This window comes from Nocardia sp. NPDC051929, assembly GCF_044548645.1.
GTDB lineage: Bacteria > Actinomycetota > Actinomycetes > Mycobacteriales > Mycobacteriaceae > Nocardia > Nocardia sichangensis.
In genome coordinates this window covers 168,373-185,105 of sequence record NZ_JBIUCG010000008.1, presented here as the reverse complement: position 1 = coordinate 185,105, position 16,733 = coordinate 168,373, and the positions used below count along the sequence as shown (strand labels likewise).

General features: G+C 69.7%; 17 protein-coding genes. 10 read left to right on the top strand and 7 right to left on the bottom strand.

What is annotated here, in order from left to right; translation table 11 throughout:
- Positions 1–3: 3 nt before the first annotated feature.
- The 3 genes from ACIHAX_RS12570 to ACIHAX_RS12560 form a co-directional block, all read right to left on the bottom strand.
- A complete protein-coding gene (locus tag ACIHAX_RS12570) occupies positions 4–213 on the bottom strand; it encodes a hypothetical protein (protein ID WP_355072425.1) in 210 nt (69 codons plus the stop codon).
- 105 nt (positions 214–318) lie between these two features.
- Positions 319–1,527: a radical SAM family heme chaperone HemW gene (hemW, locus tag ACIHAX_RS12565; protein WP_397277344.1), complete on the bottom strand. Its 1,209-nt coding sequence runs from the start codon at positions 1,525–1,527 to the stop codon at positions 319–321.
- Positions 1,528–1,586: 59 nt separating this feature from the next.
- Positions 1,587–1,994: an SgcJ/EcaC family oxidoreductase gene (locus ACIHAX_RS12560; protein WP_397277342.1), complete on the bottom strand. Its 408-nt coding sequence runs from the start codon at positions 1,992–1,994 to the stop codon at positions 1,587–1,589.
- A 213-nt stretch (positions 1,995–2,207) separates the two neighbouring features.
- Here ACIHAX_RS12560 and ACIHAX_RS12555 point away from each other — a divergent pair, with 213 nt between their 5' ends.
- The 7 genes from ACIHAX_RS12555 to ACIHAX_RS12525 all read left to right on the top strand — a co-directional run bounded on the left by ACIHAX_RS12555 (position 2,208) and on the right by ACIHAX_RS12525 (position 8,813).
- Positions 2,208–2,300: an Ms4527A family Cys-rich leader peptide gene (locus tag ACIHAX_RS12555; protein WP_350356343.1), complete on the top strand. Its 93-nt coding sequence runs from the start codon at positions 2,208–2,210 to the stop codon at positions 2,298–2,300.
- A gap of 125 nt (positions 2,301–2,425) precedes the next feature.
- Positions 2,426–4,240, top strand: coding sequence for a nitrite/sulfite reductase (locus ACIHAX_RS12550; protein WP_397277340.1), 1,815 nt, complete (start codon positions 2,426–2,428; stop codon positions 4,238–4,240).
- Between the two features lie 20 nt (positions 4,241–4,260).
- Entirely contained in the window at positions 4,261–4,977 is a 717-nt protein-coding gene (locus ACIHAX_RS12545; protein WP_355072419.1) for a phosphoadenylyl-sulfate reductase, read from the top strand.
- Positions 4,974–5,906, top strand: coding sequence for a sulfate adenylyltransferase subunit CysD (cysD, locus tag ACIHAX_RS12540; RefSeq protein WP_364438852.1), 933 nt, complete (start codon positions 4,974–4,976; stop codon positions 5,904–5,906). Before ACIHAX_RS12545 ends, cysD begins: the two co-directional genes overlap by 4 nt.
- A gap of 1 nt (position 5,907) precedes the next feature.
- The gene (locus ACIHAX_RS12535; RefSeq protein WP_355072416.1) at positions 5,908–7,203 is read left to right on the top strand and encodes a GTP-binding protein; all 1,296 of its coding nucleotides are present in this window, start codon (positions 5,908–5,910) and stop codon (positions 7,201–7,203) included.
- A 1-nt stretch (position 7,204) separates the two neighbouring features.
- Complete coding sequence (locus ACIHAX_RS12530; protein ID WP_397277337.1) at positions 7,205–8,059, top strand: sirohydrochlorin chelatase; 855 nt, start codon at positions 7,205–7,207, stop codon at positions 8,057–8,059.
- A gap of 67 nt (positions 8,060–8,126) precedes the next feature.
- Positions 8,127–8,813: a hypothetical protein gene (locus ACIHAX_RS12525; RefSeq protein WP_397277335.1), complete on the top strand. Its 687-nt coding sequence runs from the start codon at positions 8,127–8,129 to the stop codon at positions 8,811–8,813.
- Here ACIHAX_RS12525 and ACIHAX_RS12520 read toward each other — a convergent pair.
- Positions 8,810–9,442 carry a TetR/AcrR family transcriptional regulator gene (locus ACIHAX_RS12520; protein WP_397277333.1) on the bottom strand — a complete coding sequence of 211 codons (633 nt, stop codon included), beginning with the start codon at positions 9,440–9,442 and terminating at the stop codon, positions 8,810–8,812. The two genes, ACIHAX_RS12525 and ACIHAX_RS12520, sit on opposite strands and share 4 nt — an antisense overlap.
- Before the next feature lie 100 nt (positions 9,443–9,542).
- Here ACIHAX_RS12520 and ACIHAX_RS12515 point away from each other — a divergent pair, with 100 nt between their 5' ends.
- The gene (locus ACIHAX_RS12515; RefSeq protein WP_397277331.1) at positions 9,543–10,955 is read left to right on the top strand and encodes an MFS transporter; all 1,413 of its coding nucleotides are present in this window, start codon (positions 9,543–9,545) and stop codon (positions 10,953–10,955) included.
- A gap of 8 nt (positions 10,956–10,963) precedes the next feature.
- Complete coding sequence (locus ACIHAX_RS12510; protein WP_364432090.1) at positions 10,964–11,647, top strand: SGNH/GDSL hydrolase family protein; 684 nt, start codon at positions 10,964–10,966, stop codon at positions 11,645–11,647.
- Between the two features lie 250 nt (positions 11,648–11,897).
- Here ACIHAX_RS12510 and ACIHAX_RS12505 read toward each other — a convergent pair whose 3' ends face one another.
- Entirely contained in the window at positions 11,898–12,866 is a 969-nt protein-coding gene (locus tag ACIHAX_RS12505) for a helix-turn-helix transcriptional regulator (RefSeq protein WP_397277329.1), read from the bottom strand.
- A gap of 98 nt (positions 12,867–12,964) precedes the next feature.
- Between ACIHAX_RS12505 and ACIHAX_RS12500 the strand changes: the two genes are divergently transcribed.
- Positions 12,965–13,375 carry a VOC family protein gene (locus ACIHAX_RS12500; protein WP_355072402.1) on the top strand — a complete coding sequence of 137 codons (411 nt, stop codon included), beginning with the start codon at positions 12,965–12,967 and terminating at the stop codon, positions 13,373–13,375.
- A 96-nt stretch (positions 13,376–13,471) separates the two neighbouring features.
- On the opposite strand, the gene ACIHAX_RS12495 is transcribed toward ACIHAX_RS12500, so the two are convergent.
- Positions 13,472–14,266 carry an HAD family hydrolase gene (locus tag ACIHAX_RS12495; protein ID WP_355072400.1) on the bottom strand — a complete coding sequence of 265 codons (795 nt, stop codon included), beginning with the start codon at positions 14,264–14,266 and terminating at the stop codon, positions 13,472–13,474.
- Between the two features lie 97 nt (positions 14,267–14,363).
- Positions 14,364–16,502, bottom strand: coding sequence for an Hsp70 family protein (locus tag ACIHAX_RS12490; RefSeq protein ID WP_397277326.1), 2,139 nt, complete (start codon positions 16,500–16,502; stop codon positions 14,364–14,366).
- Between the last annotated feature and the right edge of the window lie 231 nt (positions 16,503–16,733).

Genomic DNA, 16,733 nt, shown 5'->3' with positions numbered 1-16,733 from the left:
TGGTCAGCCGCAGGTTTTCGCCTGTTTGCCCGCGAGCGCATCGAGACCGAGCATCGCCAGCAGCGACTCGCAGTCGGCGGCGTTCTCCGCGTAGCTGGCGACAGTGCGGGCGGCGACGGCGCACTGGCGCGCGTTTTCCGCTTTCTCCGCTGCTCGCGCCTCCGCGAACTCGCCTGGTTCATGGATAAGGGTCATACGTGGTGCCGAAGCCATGAGTCTCCTTGGGGTTGATCGCAGACTACGCGGCCGGTGCGCACCGAGTTACCGGAACGAGACATAAAGTGCATCGCGTTGACCCGACCGTGATCCGGCACGGGATCAGTCGAGCAGTTCACGGACGACGCCGTCCGCGAGCAGACGGCCGCGGTCGGTGAGGACGAGCCGGTCGTCCGCGGTGCGCACGGCGAGGCCGTCGGCGACCACGCGATCGACGGCGGTGCGCGCGGAGGACGCCAGCTCGGCCAGCGGCAGGCCGGTGCGCAGCCGGACGGCGAGCATGACCCGCTCGGTGTAGCGCTCGTCCGCGCTCAGCGCCTCCCAGCCCGCGGCGGGCAGCCCGCCCGCGCCGACTCGATCGGCGTATCGAGCGGGGTGCTTCACGTTCCACCACCGCACGCCGCCGACATGACTGTGCGCGCCCGGTCCTGCGCCGAGCCAGTCGCCGCCGTCCCAGTAACCGAGGTTGTGCCTGCAGACCGCGGCGTCGCCCACAGCCCAGTTCGACACCTCGTACCACCCGAATCCGGCCGAGCGCAGTCGGGCGTCGATGCGCTCGTAACGTGCGGCGAGCACGTCGTCGTCCGGCGCGGGCAACTCGCCGCGGCGCACCCGCCTGGCCAGCGCGGTGCCGTCCTCCACGATCAGCGAATACGCCGATACGTGGTCGACGCCCGCGCCGAGCACCGCGTCCAGGCTGGCGTCCAGATCGACATCGCGCTCACCCGGTGTTCCGTAGATCAGATCGAGGTTGACGTGCTCGAATCCAGCGGCGCGCGCCTCCAGCGCGGCGGCCACCGCGCGGCCGGGGGTGTGCGTGCGATCGAGCACTTTCAACACGTGCGCCGCGGCGGACTGCATGCCCAGCGACACCCTGGTGAACCCGGCCGCCCGGATGCGCTCGAAGAATTCCGGCGAGGTGGATTCCGGATTGGACTCCGTGGTGACCTCGGCCCCGGCGGCGAAGGTGAACTCGGCGCGCACGGCGTCCAGCACCGAGGCGAGCCCGTCGCCGCCCAGCAGGGAGGGCGTCCCTCCGCCGACGAAGACGGTGGAGACTTCCGGCGTCGCGGTGGGCAACGCCGCGAACTGTTGCGCGGCGGTCGCCAGCTCACCGCGCAACGCCGCCAGCCACGACTGCGGCGAGGCCGAACTGCCGAGCTCCCCCGCGGTGTAGGTGTTGAAGTCGCAGTAGCCGCACCGCGTGGCGCAGAACGGCACGTGCACGTAGATCCCGAACGGCCCGTCGCCGAAGTCGCGTAGCACCGGCGCGGAGGTGTCGGTGCTCGCGGTAGCGGCGGAAGAACTCACCTGTCCAGTGTGAACGTCGCCGCGACCGCGCCGACGGCCGGGACTCCGCTACCGGCCCTTCAGTCCGCCACGACCGGAGTGTTCTGGTTCGCGGTGAGCAACCAGCGGCCGTCCTCCTTGGACATCACGTACATCGGGCTGCCTTCGCTCTCCAGAACGCCCGCGTGGGTGAAATAGCGCTGGCGCACCTTCACCGCCGCCACGTCCGGGCGGATGAACAGCACGTGCTCGACCTCGTAGGTCGCCGTGCCGTGTGCGGTGGCACCGGGCAGCACCTGCGCGGTGAACTCCGCTATGGCCGCCCGTCCGAAGAGACGTTTGCCGTGTCCGGTGGTCCAGATCGCGTCCTCCCGGAACAGCGCGACGAATTCGTCGACGAGCTCGTTGCGCTGGGCGTGCTGGACGCTCGCGACCACCGCGCGGATGGCTTCGAGCTCACCGGTGGCCTCGACAGTTGTGGTACTCATGACGCCGAGCGTCCAACCTCCACTTCGCTCGAGGTCAAGCGAGGTGCGCAGTGTCACAGACGGCGCGGTCGCCGTATCACGCGCCTGGTTGGGGCTCGCGACTATGACTGCCGTCACAAACTGGGTCGAACGTCCAGGGGATTTCCCGCAGATTCACGGGAAATACCAGACGCAGGGTCGGAAGGCCATCGCTGACGTGGCACAATAGGCCGCATGCGCGCTTTGGAGATTCGACTGGTGGCCCGTCGCCACGTCGATTACAAGCGCGTCTGTAGCGCCTGCTGTCTGCCCGGTTCCCTCCGGTAGTTCAGCGCGCCCGATCCCCGGGTCCCCGGCGATCCCGACTTCATCGGCCCGCTGACACCGCAGGCGTGAGTCAGCCCCTCGCGCCCCTCAGCAGGATGTACCACCCACCCCGCAGGAGCGACCCCATGACGTCGAGCACCGACGCCGGTCCGACCGATCAGCCCACGCCCGAATCCCAGCCGGAGCGCCGCGCGCGCCCCGAACGCCCGGCCTCCGAACGCCGGGTCCGCCCGGATCGGCCGCGTCCCGAGGCGACCACGACCGGACCGCGCGTGCGCACCGGCAAGCCCGTGCGCCGCAAGGCCGAGGGTCAGTGGGCGCTGGGTTACCGCGAGCCGCTGAACCCGAACGAGCAGTCCAAGAAGGACGACAACCCCCTCAACGTCCGCGCCCGCATCGAGAACATCTACGCCAAGACCGGCTTCGACGGCATCGACAAAGGCGACCTGCGCGGCCGGTTCCGCTGGTGGGGTCTGTACACCCAGCGCGAGCAGGGCTACGACGGCACCTGGACCGGTGACGAGAACATCGATCTGCTCGAGGCCAAGTACTTCATGATGCGCATCCGCTGCGACGGCGGCGCGCTGAACCTCGCGCAACTGCGCACGCTGGGCGGGATCTCCACCGAGTTCGCCCGCGACACCGCGGATCTGTCCGACCGGGAGAACGTGCAGTACCACTGGATCGAGGTGGAGAACGTCCCGGAGATCTGGAAGCGGATCGAGGCGGTCGGCCTGAAGACCACCGAGGCGTGCGGCGACTGCCCGCGCGTGGTGCTCGGGTCTCCGCTGGCCGGCGAGGCGCTGGACGAGGTCATCGACCCGACGCCCGCGATCGAGGAGATCGTGCGCCGCTACATCGGCAAGAAGGAGTACTCCAACCTGCCGCGCAAGTTCAAGACCGCGATCTCCGGCCAGCAGGACGTGGTGCACGAGATCAACGACGTCGCGTTCGTCGGTGTCGTGCATCCCGAGCACGGCCCCGGTCTGGACCTGTGGGTCGGCGGCGGGCTGTCCACCAACCCGATGCTCGCCAAGCGGGTGGGCGTGTGGGTGCCGCTGGACGAGGTGCCGGACGTGTGGGAAGCCGTCGTATCGGTGTTCCGCGACTACGGCTACCGCCGCCTGCGCACCAAGGCGCGCCTGAAGTTCCTGATCAAGGACTGGGGCATCGAGAAGTTCCGCCAGGTGCTGGAGGACGAGTACCTGAAGCGCAAGCTGATCGACGGCCCCGCGCCCGAGCAGCCGACCAAGCCGATCGACCACGTCGGCGTGCAGCGGCTGCGCAACGGACTCAACGCGGTCGGCTTCTCCCCCATCGCGGGCCGGGTGTCGGGCACCGTCCTGACCAAGGTCGCCGACGCGGTCGAGCGGATCGGCTCCGATCGTGTCCGGTTCACCCCGTACCAGAAGCTGATCGTGCTCGACGTTCCCGACGACAAGGTCGACGCGCTGATCGACGAGCTGGAACCCCTCGGCCTGCAGGCGCGGCCCTCGCTCTGGCGGCGGAATCTGATGGCCTGCACCGGTATCGAGTTCTGCAAACTCTCCTTCGCCGAGACGCGCAAGCGCTCCCAGGCGCTGGTGCCGGAGCTGGAGGAACGGCTGGCGGATCTGAACGCGCAGCTGGATGTCCCGATCACGATCAACATCAACGGTTGCCCGAACTCCTGCGCCCGCTCGCAGATCGCCGACATCGGGTTCAAGGGCCAGCTGGTCGACGACGGCACCGGGAATCAGGTGGAGGGATTCCAGGTTCACCTCGGCGGCAGCCTCGGCTTCGACAGCGCGTTCGGGCGCAAGCTGCGCCAGCACAAAGTGACCACCGGGGAACTCGGCGACTACATCGACCGGGTGGTGCGCAACTTCGTCAAGCAACGTTCGGACGGCGAACGGTTCGCCCAGTGGGCGGTCCGCGCCGACGAGGCCGACCTGAGATAAGTGTCGACGGGAGATCAATTGTGACAACCGAACTCGCGGAAAAGCTGTCCGAGGACCAGCTCCGCGCCATCGCCGCGCGCGGCGCCGCCGAACTCGACGGCGCCTCGGCGACCGAACTCCTGCGGTGGACCGAGGACACCTTCGGCACGAACTACATCGTGGCCTCCAACATGCAGGACGGCGTGCTGGTGCACCTGGCCGCGGGCGTGCGCGCCGGCGTCGACGTGCTCTTCCTGGACACCGGCTACCACTTCGCCGAGACCATCGGCACCCGGGACGCGGTGGAGGCCGTGTACGGGGTGAACGTGGTCAACGTCCGGCCGGAACACTCCGTTGCCGAACAGGATCGGCTGCTGGGCAAGGATCTGTTCGCCCGCGAGCCCAACGAGTGCTGCCGGTTGCGCAAGGTCGTCCCGTTGCAGAAGTCGCTCGCGGGCTACAACGCCTGGGTCACCGGCATCCGCCGGGTGGAGGCGCCGACCCGGGCGAACGCACCGCTGATCTCCTTCGACGAGGCGTTCGGCCTGGTGAAGATCAACCCGATCGCGCCGTGGTCCGACGACGAGATGCAGGACTACATCGAAAAGCACGGCATCCTCGTCAATCCCCTGGTGGAGGAGGGGTATCCGTCCATCGGCTGCGCTCCGTGCACACGGAAGCCGGAGCCGGGAGCCGATCCGAGAAGCGGCCGTTGGGCCGGCCTCGCCAAGACCGAATGCGGGTTGCACCAATCATGACTGAAACGATTCGTAGCGAACGTTCGCTCGGTATCACCGATTTCGATACTCTCGCCGCGCTGGAATCCGAGGCGATCCACATCTTCCGCGAGGTGGCGGGCGAGTTCGAGCGGCCGGTGATCCTGTTCTCCGGCGGCAAGGACTCCACCGTGCTGCTGCATCTTGCGCTCAAGGCGTTCTGGCCCGCGCCGCTGCCGTTCGCGCTGCTGCACGTGGACACCGGGCACAACCTGCCCGAGGTGCTGGAGTTCCGGGACAAGGTGGTCGAGCGCTACGGCTTGCGCCTGCACGTGGCGAAGGTGGAGGACTACCTGGCCGACGGCAGGCTCACCGAGCGCCCCGACGGCATCCGCAACCCGCTGCAGACCGTCCCGCTGCTGGACGCGATCAGCGAGCATCGGTTCGACGCCGTGTTCGGCGGCGGCCGTCGCGACGAGGAGCGCTCGCGCGCCAAGGAGCGGATCTTCTCGCTGCGCAACGCCTTCGGCCAGTGGGACCCGAAGCGGCAGCGTCCCGAGCTGTGGAACCTGTACAACGGGCGCCACGCGCCGGGCGAGCACGTGCGCGTGTTCCCCCTGAGCAACTGGACCGAGCTGGACATCTGGCGCTATATCGCCCGCGAGGACATCGATCTGGCGAGCATCTACTACGCGCACGAGCGTCCGGTGTACCTGCGCGACGGCATGTGGATGACGCCGGGCGTGTGGGGCGGCCCGCGTGAAAACGAGGTGCTGGAGACCAGGTCGGTGCGGTACCGCACCGTGGGCGACGGATCCTCCACCGGCGCCGTGCTTTCCGACGCGGCCGACAACGAGGCGATCCTCGCCGAGGTCGCCGCGTCCCGACTGACCGAACGTGGTGCGACCCGCGGCGACGACCGCGTCTCCGAAGCCGCGATGGAAGACCGCAAACGAGAGGGTTATTTCTGACATGTCCGACCTATTGAGGCTGGCCACCGCCGGTTCTGTCGACGACGGCAAGTCCACTCTGGTCGGACGCCTGCTCTACGACACGAAATCCGTTCTGGCCGACCAGATCGACGCCGTCACCCGCGCGTCGGTGGACAAAGGTCTCGCCACCCCGGATCTCTCGCTGCTCGTGGACGGGTTGCGCGCGGAACGCGAACAGGGCATCACCATCGATGTCGCCTACCGCTACTTCGCCACTCCGCGCCGCTCATTCGTGCTCGCGGACACCCCCGGGCACGTGCAGTACACCCGCAACACCGTGTCCGGCGCGTCCACCGCGCAGCTGGTGATCCTGCTCGTCGACGCGCGCAAGGGCGTCATCGAGCAGACCCGCAGGCACGCCGCCGTGCTCGCGCTGCTCGGTGTGCCGAAGCTGGTGCTCGCGGTGAACAAGATCGATCTGGTGGACGACGCCGCCGCGGTGTTCGCCGCCATCTCCGCGGAGTTCAACGAACTCACCAGCACGCTGGGCTGGTCGAGCGAGGACGTGCTGGAGATCCCGGTCTCGGCGCTGCACGGCGACAACATCGCCACCCGGTCGGACAACACCCCGTATTACGACGGGCCGTCGCTGATCGAGCACCTGGAATCGGTGCCGGTCGACGCCGACAGCACCGGCGATCACGAGCTGGGCCTGCGGTTCCCGGTGCAGTACGTGATCCGGCCGCGCACCGCCGAGCACCCGGACTACCGCGGCTACGCGGGACAGATCGCGGCGGGCGCGGTCGCTCCCGGCGACGAGGTCGTGGTGCTGCCGTCGGGCATCCGCACGACTGTGGAGCGGATCGACACCCCCGACGGCGAGCTCGCGGTGGCGCAGGCCGGACGCAGCGTCACGCTGATCCTGGCCGACGAGGTCGACATCTCGCGGGGCGACATCATCGCCGCGGCCGCCGACGCGCCCGAGCCGATCGACACCTTCGACGCCACGGTGTGCTGGCTGGGTGACAAGCCGCTGCGCCCCGGTGCGCGGCTGCTGCTCAAGCACGGCACCCGGACCACCCAGGCGATCGTCGGCGCGCTGCTGGAGCGCTTCGACGAGCAGCGCCTCGCGGCCGACCCGAACCCGGAGTCGCTGGAGCTCAACGACATCGGGCGCATCTCGGTGCGAGTCGCCGAGCCGATCGCGGCCGACGACTACCGAGCCAACCGGCACACCGGCAGCTTCCTGCTGATCGATCCGGCGGGCGGCAACACGCTGGCGGCCGGTCTGGTCGGTGACGTGCTGACCGCCGTCGAGGTCGGCACCGGGGCCTGACATGGCGGTGTCGCGAGCCCTGTTCGGCGCCCCGCCGGTCCTGGGCGCTGTCGCCCCGGCGGGCGGTCCGGGCTGCGCGACTTCCCGGATCGCCCCCGGGCTCGACGGCAGCCCGGCGCGACCGCCCGCGCTGATCGCGGTGGCCCACGGCAGCCGCGATCCGCGGTCGGCGGCAACCGTCGCGGAGGTGGTCGGCGCCGTCGCCGCCGCTCGTCCGGACCTCGACGTCAGGACGGCGTTCCTCGATCTCACCGCCCCGTCGGTCGAACAGGTGGTGGATGCCGTCGCCGCCGACGGGCACACGCACGCGGTGGTGACGCCGCTGCTGCTCGGCAGCGCCTTCCACGCCAGGGTCGATCTGCCCGGCCTGCTCGCCGCGGCCCGCGCCCGCCATCTCGGGCTGCGCCTGACCCAAGCCGACGTGCTCGGCGTGGACGCCGGACTGGTCGGTGCGCTGCGCGACCGTGTCCTCGCCGCCGGCGCCGGGCACCGCTTCGCGGATCGGCGCCTCGGCGTCGCGGTCGCGGCGGTCGGATCGTCGTCGGCGGCGGCCAACGCCCGGACCGCCGAGGTGGCCACCCGCCTGGCCGCCCGCACCGGCTGGCGCACCGAGATCTGCTTCGCGACCACCGAACCGCCGGTCACCGAGGCGATTTCGCGACTGCACGCTCGCGGCGCCGAGCACGTGCTGGTCGCTCCCTGGTTCCTCGCACCCGGATTACTGACCGATCGCCTCGTCGACGCGGCGCCGGAGGCGATCCACGCCGATGTGCTCGGCGCGCATCCGGCCCTCACCGAGGTCATCCTGGATCGCTATCACGCGGTGATCGCGGACACTCGCGCGCTCTCGGCCTGACCGGGCGTTCGCGGCGGTTCCCGGGCGGGCGTGCCCGCGTGACGCTGTCGCGTGCTAGGAACGTGGCATGGCCGAGTCGTTCCGCACCACCTCCTGCGCCAGCCACGGACATCCCGAGTTCACCCTTCTCTTCACCGAGCCGCGGCTGCCCGGCATGGAGAACTGGCTGCTGTCGTATCTGGAGTCCACCGTCGCGGCGGGCACGCGCTACCACCCCGGCGAAACGATTCAGATCGGCTGGAATCTGGTCCGGGTGCGCGGCCGCGACGACGGCACACTGGGCCTCGCCGAACGTACCGATGCGCAGACCTGGGCCGAGCAGATCGACCGCACCCTGCGGGATGTGTGGTACCAGCGCGAAGTGGCGGCCGGGGTCGGCCTCACCGATCGCCTCGACTTTCCCGGCGAGGACCAGCGGGCCACCATCTCGTCGTGCGGACTCGAATCACCGGTCCTGGTGCTGGCGCGCACGGAGCCGGACGACCCCGAGTCCTCCGGTTGGTCGGTGGAATGCTTCGAAGACCACGCGCACCGGTCGTCGTACTACACCACCCTGCTGGAACTGGCCACCGCCATGCCGTTCGCGGTGCAGTTCTTCGCCCTTCCGGTAGCGACCACGGTGCTGATCGAAAGCCCCGAGATCACGCCCACCGGCACCATCCGGCCGCACATCGTGGACGCCGAAGGCGTGGAACTGTCCCCGATCCCGGGTTCCTACCTGGACTACCTGGTCAACGGTTCACCGGCCGACTAGTCGCCCGGGCCGAGCAGATCCGCCACGAGGTGGCGCGCGGTAGTGACGCCCCACTCGTCACCCATCTGCCGCGCCGTGTGCGCCGCGGCGATCACCGCGTCCAGTTCGAACGCGACGGCGTCGGCGCTGCGCGCACCGAAATGGCCCTGGTCCTGCGCCCGGCGAATCTCCTTGGTCAGGAACGCGAGCCAGTCCCTGCGGTCTTCGGCGATGGCGTCACGCACGGGTCCCGGCCTGCTGTCGAACTCGGCGAGTGTCGCGACGCGGAAGCACCCGCCGGGGAATGCCGGGTCGGCCACCTGACCCAGCCAGCGCTCGACCAGGGCGCGCAGGCGCGGTAGTCCGGCCGGCTCGCTCAGGCTCGGCGTGATGACTTCGTCGATGAAGACCTGCCGCGCGGATTTCACCGCCGCGATCTGCAGGCTCTCCTTGCTGCCGAAAAGGGTGGCGATGCCGCTCTTGCTGAGCCCAAGGTCGGTGGCCAAGCGGCCGATGCTGAGGCCGGTGAGGCCCTCGACAGACGCCACGTCGGCGGCGTGGCGGGCGATCGACGCACGCGCCCGCGCGCCCTTGGCCAGGCGCTGATCGGTGCCGCGCGGCTGGTCGCGTGTGGTGACGGACTCGGTCATGCGGCCATTCTTCCACTTCACTATTGCACATACGAACGTATGGTCGTATTTTATTTGAACGAACGATCGTGCGTTTTGTATCCCCGACTAAGGACTTCCCATGACCGACGCGTCCGTGCGGCTCGACAGCCCACCGACCGCGACCGCGGCCACGCGCACCTTGCTGATCGCCTGCGGCGCCGCCTTCATCGCCTTTCTGGATCTCTCCGTCGTCAATATCGCCTTCCCGTCGATCGCCCGGGACTACCCCGGCACGGCGACCGCCACGCTGACCTGGGTCGTCAGCGGCTACGCGGTCGCTTTCGCCGCGTTGCTCACCCCGGCCGGACGTCTCGCCGACGCGCTCGGCCGCCGCAGGCTGTTCCTCGGCGGGCTGGCTGGTTTCGCCCTCACCTCCCTGCTGTGCGGGCTCGCCCCGACAGCGGGCTGGCTCATCGCGGGCCGGGTGCTGCAAGGCGGCGCCGCGGCGCTGATGGTGCCGTCCGCTCTCGGCTTGGTGCTCGCCGCCACGCCGCGGGAGAAGATCGGCGCGGCCATCGGAGCCTGGTCGGCCGCGGGCGGGTTCGCCGCTGTCGTCGGTCCCGCACTCGGTGGCGCGCTGGTCGAAGGATTCGACTGGCGGGCGGTTTTCGTCATCAACGTTCCGGTGGCACTGCTGCTCATCATGGCGGCGGCGCGCGTTCCGGCCCCCGACGACCGTCGATCCGGCGGTGCGCTGCCGGATCCGCTCGGCACCCTCGCGGTGGCGCTCGGGCTGGGCGGGCTGGTCGCGGGCGTCACCGAAGGGCAGCGCTGGGGGTGGACCTCGGCGGGGACACTGACCGCGCTGATCGGCGGCGGACTGCTGGTCGTGGCCGCCCTCATCCGTTCGGCGCGCCATCATGAACCCGCGATCGCCGTCGACCTGTGGCGCAGCAAGTCCTACGCTCTGGCCAACGCCACCTCGTTCGTCTTCGGCGCGGCCATGTTCGCCTGGCTGCTGTCGGGACCGCTGTTCCTGGACGCGATCTGGGACTACTCGGTGCTCGGCTCCGCAGGAGCCATGACCATCGGAGCGGTCGCGTCGATGGTGACGGCGACCGTCGCGGGCCGGATCGGCTCGGCGACGGCCAGGCGGTGGCTCGGCGTGCTCGGTGCGTTGATGTTCGTGGCGTGCACCGCGTGGATGAGCACGGATGCCTTCGGCGCCACTCCAGCCCTGTGGTCGGCGTGGATTCCGGCCGGTGTGCTCGGCGGCGGCGGCATCGGTTTCGTCGTCACGGTGCTGGGCACCGCGGCGGCCGGTGCCCTTCCGCCGCAGCAGTTCGCCGCAGGCACCGGCATGAATCTGACCGCGCGGCAAGTGGGCGGGGCGCTCGGCGTGGCCGTGCTCGCCGCCGTGTTCGCGGCACGTCCCGACGATCCACTCGGCGCGTTCCACATCGTCTTCGCCGTGTGCGCGGGCATCGCCGCCGCGGCCGCTTGCCTGGCCGCGCTACCGGCCCGCACTCCGTCCTTCTCCGTCGACAACTAGGAATCAGCGTGAGCGACAACAATATTCGTACCGAAGAGAACGATCCGCTGCTGCTGCCGCCCGCGGAACAGCGGCGTCTGCTCGCCGAAGCCCCGTGGCAGCGCTACGCGGTGCTCGGCGACTCCATCGCGCAGGGCGTCGGCGATCCGAGCCCGGGTTACGAATTCGCGGGCTGGGCCGACCGCGTCGCGGCCGTGCTCACTTCGGTTCGCCCGGATCTGGCTTACCTGAACACCGGCCGGATCGGCGCCACCTCCGCCCAGGTCATCGCCGAGCAGTTGCCCTCCGTACTCGAATTCCGGCCCGATCTCGTGCATCTCAGCTGCGGCGGCAACGACCTGTTCCTGCCGGGCGGCGACCTCGCCGAATTGCGTTCCAACCTGGACACGCTGTTCGGAACGCTGGCCCGCACCGGAGCGCGGATCGTGACCTTCACCCTCGCCGACGTCTGGGAAATCGAGCGCATGGCGCCGATGCGTCCGATGCGCGACCGGATGGCCGCGCTCAACGACCTGGTCCGCGAACTGGCCGCCCGCTACGACGCGCTCCTGCTCGAACTATGGGACCACCCGCTGCGCCTGCGGCCCGACCTTATGAGCGCCGACCTCATCCACTTCAGCATGAGCGGTCACGCCGTGCTCGCCTCGGACATGGTGCGCACGCTGGCCGGACATGTTCTCGTGTCGCGCTGATCGGACACGTGGCGGAGGCGCCGGCGGTCGGGTGCCTCCACCACATCTCGAAAGGCGGACAACCGAGCGCAATGCGCTGCGGGCGCCGATCGAGGCGAACGACGCGACCGCTCCGTTCCAGGATCACGGCGGTATTCGAGGACGACACGCCCCGTCTCCGGCCAGGCCCTTGCGGGCAGCGACCGAACCCGGGTCCGCCGCGACGGCGGAGCAACCCGCGTTCGATGCCTGCGATCTACCCAGGACAGTGTCATGGTGCCGCGCCGGACCGGCCGTCCGATCCGTACCGTTCGACCAGTTCGGCGCCGAGGCTGGCCAATTCGGCGCGGACCTCGGGCGGGTCGAGGACCTCGATCGAGGCGCCCCAGCCCGCCAGCTGCTGGGCCAGCATCCAGGCGGTGGGAGCGGTGACGCGAACCTGGATGCGGCCGTCGGCAACCGGACCGTCCACAACGCAGTTCCGCCCCTGCTGGTCGTGCAGGATCGGCAACAGACGCTCGGAGATCAACACGGTGGCGGCGAGGGTCGCGCGCCGCTGCTCCATCTCCTCGACCACCTGTTCCCAGGCGCCGGCGAGATCGAAATCCGCTGGGCGATGCGCCGGTTCACCGGTGCAAGACGCCTCGGAGATCCGATCGACGCGAAAAGTCCGCCGGCCCCGCTCGGTTCCGGCTATCAGGTACCAGACACCGTCCTTGTCAGCCAGACCCCAGGGATCGACGAGACGCTCGGACCGCTTCCCGGTCCGGTTCGCATAGCGCAGCCGGACCTTTTCCCGCTGCACGACAGCGCGTTGCAGCAGCGACACCAGCGGGGGCAGCTCGCGATCCGTCGCACCCCAGCGCGCGGGATCGATCACCACCGCATCGGCCGCCGCCTCCGCTTCGCCGCGAAAGGTCTGCGGCAGCGCGCGCACCAGCTTGCGCAGCGCCGACTTGGCTTCCGGCACCGCGCCCGCGGAGGGACCCGCCAAGAGGAACAGCGCCCGCGCCTCGCCCGCCGTCAGCCCCGTCAGATCCGTGCGCGCACCGCCCACCAGCGACCAGCCGCCGCCACGCCCCGGCTGCGGATACACCGGCACCCCTGCGGCCGACAGCGCCTCGAGATCCCGGCGCGCGGTGGCGACCGAGGTCTCGAGCTCCGCCGCGACCTGCGCGGCCGTCACCCGTCCTCGGGTCTGCATCATCAGCAGGATCGCCACCAATCGGTCCGCTCGCATACGCACAATTCTGCCGTCAAAAGTGCTCATTCGGTGCGCACTTTTACTCGGATGATGGATCTACGAGTACGGATGAGAACGATTCGAAGGAGACCACCATGCTCCGCGGAATGGCGACGAGCACTTTCTACGCCGACGACCTCGAGGCCGCCAAGGACTGGTACGCGCGGTTCTTCGGCGCCGAGCCCTACTACCAGGTGCCCAACGGCTACTACGAGTTCCGCATCGGCGACTACCAGCACGAATTCGGCATCGTGAACCGCGCCTACGCGCCCGCCGGAGCGCGCAACGCCCCCGGCGGCGCGATCGTGAACTGGCACGTCGACGACGTGCGGGCAACGTTCGACCGGCTGCTGGAACTCGGCGCGACCGTCTACGATCCCATCACCCCGCGCGGCAACGGCGAGGGCTTCGTCACCGCCGCCGTTGTGGACCCGTTCGGCAACGTCCTCGGCCTCATGTCCAACCCGCACTACCTCGAGATACTCGCCGAGACCGGTCCCGCGTAATGCAGCAGTACGGCGGCGTGCTGCCCGTATCCTCTCGACGGACACCACGCCGCGCACTCCGGGCGATTCTCGCTCGAAACGGACCCGATCGGAAGATCAGGGACGGAACCAGCGCTCCAGGACGGTGGCGACGCCGTCCTCGAGGACATGGCCGGTCACTTCGTCCGCGAGATCGCGAACGTCCGTGGGCGCGTTCGCCATCGCGACCGAGTGCGCCGCCCAGCGCAGCATTTCCCGATCGTTGTAGCCGTCGCCGATGGCCAGCGTCGCTTCGTCCGGGACACCGAGTGCGATGCGGAGCTGTTCCAGCGCCCAACCCTTCGACACGCCCTGACGGCAGACGGTGAGCCACGGCCCGAACTCGCCGTGCACCCAGCTCGCGCCGGGCACGCGCAAGGACCGCAGCGCCAGCAACATCTCCTCCAGCGAACCGTCCGGCAGCCAGCCGTTCAGTCGCGGGGTCGGTTCGCTGCTCAACGCGTGATGGTCGACGAGCAGATACTCGCCGAGCGAGAATTCGCCGGGACTCGCTCCGGTGGCCCAGGTGCCGATGCCGACCTTCTCCACGGCGAAGATCATCGCGGGAAACAGCGCGCGCAGCGCGGTGATCGCGGGCGCCGGGTCGAACGCCTGGATCGCCACCGGTTCGCCCCTGGCGACGTCGATCTGCACGGCGCCGTTCGAGCAGAGGGCATGTCCGTCGCGCAGACCGAGTTCGGTGAGCACCGGACGTGTGGTCAGCAGCGTGCGTCCCGTGGTGATCACGACATGCGCACCCGCCGCCACGGCCGCGCGCACCGCCGCGACCACCCGCGCACTGATCGGTGTTCCCGTATCCAGCAGCGTCCCGTCTACGTCCAGCGCGATCAGCTGGGGACCCCCGGATGCCATCAACCCATTGTGCCTCGCGGCCGCCGCACCCGCCGTCGAATCCGGCGCGACCAGACCCGCACCGCCACCGGGCAATTCGCCGTCCCGGGCTGGGCCGCTATCGACCGCGCCCTCCGCCGCCGACACCGCCCGCACCTCCGGCGCCTCCTCTGGACGACCCGCCTGCCGACCCACCGATCGAGCCGGATCGGCCCGGCGAGCCGCCGAACGACGAAGCGCCCGAGGGGTTCCCACCCGAGTGGCCGCCCGCCGACGGCGCGCCGCCCGGCCGCCCGCTCGATGAATTACCGGCCGACGCCCCCGAGCCGTGGGCCGACGAAGTTTCAGCCGAGCCGCCGGAGGACGAGCCATGGTTCGACGGATTACCGGCCGACCCGTCCGACGACGAGTTACCGGCAGGCCCAGCCGAAGACGATCCGTGCGTCGTGGAGTGCCCGGGCGACCCTCCCCACGACGATCCACCGGTCGACCCGCCCGGCGAGTCGTCGGAGGATTCGTGCGCGGTGGAATCGTTCGCCGAGCCACCGCTCGACGCGCTCCCGCCGGACGAGGTGGATGTTCCGTCGGTCCCCACGGACGAGGAACTCCCGGGGCTCGCTGTCCCGGAAGAGGACGAATTCGATGCGGAGGGTTCGCCGTGCTCGCCCGTTGCCGTACCGCCGCCCGGTGAGTCCGACCTTCCGGTCGACGGACCGCCCGCAGAACTCCCTGGTGCCGTCCCACTGGGCTCCGCAGGCTTCGAGCCGTTCTGCGATACCGGACCGGTGGAGCCCGGCGTGCCCGACCAGGGAGCGGATACCTGCCCCGGCGCGGGCGGCTGTCCGGGCAGATCAGACCCGGGTGCCTGCCCCGGCAGCGGCAGACCAGGAGCCGGTCCGGGAACGGGCGGCTGCACGATGCCTCCGGGCACGGGACGAACCACCGGAGCGAACGGCAATGGATTCACGAAATAGGCGGGATCGCCATATCCCCGGTACCGCAGGCTCCCATGGGCGCAGCAGTTTCGCGGATCCCGGTGCGAGCCGATCCTGGACTCGGCCACCGACGGACCGTAACCGGTGCTGCGCGGAACCGGTGTGATGAATCGGGTATACGCGGAAGTCGGCTGCGATAGCAGCGAGGGCAGCGCCCGGCCCGAGTTCCATGCGGCGGGCACGGCCATCCGGGACCAGGCGTCGGCGAGGTGCTCGCTTCCGACGTCGACCAGCAGACTATCGGCCGGGAAACTGATTTGCGGAAGATGCTCGAGCATCGGCGCCAGCTCGGGAACCATGGATCCGCCGAAGACGGTCACGGCCGACATGGCCACCGCGGAGACCACCGCGGCACTGGAGAACACCGCCACGCGAGGCGCGGCGGCGCGGCGGTCCGACGCACCGAGCGCCATGGTGCGCGCCGCCATCAGCGCGGCCCCCGCGGCGATCGTCTGCCCCGGATCGGCCGAGATCAGCACGGGCCGACCGAGTTCGGCGAGCGTGCGCGCTACCTCCGCAGGCCGCGACGCCCCTCCCACCAGCAGCACACGCCCGATATCGGAAAGCGTGATGCCCGCTTCCCGCACACAGTCGCGGACCAATTGGAGCGAGTCCTGCACATGCGCGGTACGCAGTCCGTCGATATCGACGATCGATGTCATCGACAGTCCGGCGCGCGAGACGTCCGGGGCGTACCGCGCGATCATCGACCCCAGCGGCCTGCCGCCGAAATCGTGGGAGCGCGTCGGCTTCCCGATCATCGGATGGTTGTCCCAGTCGGGCCCGACGCGCACGATGCTCACATCGAGGCTGGTGCCGCCGAGGTCGTAGATCAAGATGAAATCGGCATCCAGCGGGCCGTGCTCGTGTTCCAGCCATTCCGCCGCCGCGACGGGCTCGGGCACCAGCAGCACGTCGCTCGCCCCGGATAGGTCCAGCGCCTGGCGCAACAACGCGACCTGCTTGTCGGAATACACCGCCGGGTAGGTGGTCACGACGCCCGCCTCGGACGCGTCCGGCTCGACCGCCCTGAGCTCGTTGACCACCGCGGCCACGAGATTGGCCGGCGACCAGATGCGGCCGCCGACGATCACGGCCTCCGGATCACGGCTCAGATCGGCGAAATCCGTGACCGCCATGCTGAATTGCGGAATCCCGCCGAGGCGCAGTCCACCCGCGCTGTCGAAGGTCACCGCGGTGCGGCGAGACCGCACCGCCGGCCGTGGCCGATCCGCGCTGACCGAAGCCGTCACGGAATTCACTGCACCGATGCTGAAACCCAGACCTGTAGTCATTCGCTATCCCGTCAACGCACCGTGACCACGTCCATCACATGGCGTTCCCCTGTGGCCGCGGTCGTCTTCCAAACAGCCACCACAGGTTAGCTGTTTCACGTCGACGTGGATGCGCAATTGATACGGAATGTTCGACCGATAGCAATAATCGTCCGAATTGCCAGGTAGATACGAGTGGACGCCCGCGTCCAGCCGGCT

Coding starts and splice junctions, on each gene's coding strand:
- ACIHAX_RS12570 (WP_355072425.1), bottom strand. CDS start 213: ATGGCTTCGGCACCACGTATGACCCTTATCCATGAACCAGGCGAGTTC.
- ACIHAX_RS12560 (WP_397277342.1), bottom strand. CDS start 1,994: ATGAGTACCACAACTGTCGAGGCCACCGGTGAGCTCGAAGCCATCCGC.
- ACIHAX_RS12555 (WP_350356343.1), top strand. CDS start 2,208: ATGCGCGCTTTGGAGATTCGACTGGTGGCCCGTCGCCACGTCGATTAC.
- ACIHAX_RS12550 (WP_397277340.1), top strand. CDS start 2,426: ATGACGTCGAGCACCGACGCCGGTCCGACCGATCAGCCCACGCCCGAA.
- cysD (WP_364438852.1), top strand. CDS start 4,974: ATGACTGAAACGATTCGTAGCGAACGTTCGCTCGGTATCACCGATTTC.
- ACIHAX_RS12535 (WP_355072416.1), top strand. CDS start 5,908: ATGTCCGACCTATTGAGGCTGGCCACCGCCGGTTCTGTCGACGACGGC.
- ACIHAX_RS12530 (WP_397277337.1), top strand. CDS start 7,205: ATGGCGGTGTCGCGAGCCCTGTTCGGCGCCCCGCCGGTCCTGGGCGCT.
- ACIHAX_RS12525 (WP_397277335.1), top strand. CDS start 8,127: ATGGCCGAGTCGTTCCGCACCACCTCCTGCGCCAGCCACGGACATCCC.
- ACIHAX_RS12520 (WP_397277333.1), bottom strand. CDS start 9,442: ATGACCGAGTCCGTCACCACACGCGACCAGCCGCGCGGCACCGATCAG.
- ACIHAX_RS12515 (WP_397277331.1), top strand. CDS start 9,543: ATGACCGACGCGTCCGTGCGGCTCGACAGCCCACCGACCGCGACCGCG.
- ACIHAX_RS12505 (WP_397277329.1), bottom strand. CDS start 12,866: ATGCGAGCGGACCGATTGGTGGCGATCCTGCTGATGATGCAGACCCGA.
- ACIHAX_RS12500 (WP_355072402.1), top strand. CDS start 12,965: ATGCTCCGCGGAATGGCGACGAGCACTTTCTACGCCGACGACCTCGAG.
- ACIHAX_RS12495 (WP_355072400.1), bottom strand. CDS start 14,266: ATGGCATCCGGGGGTCCCCAGCTGATCGCGCTGGACGTAGACGGGACG.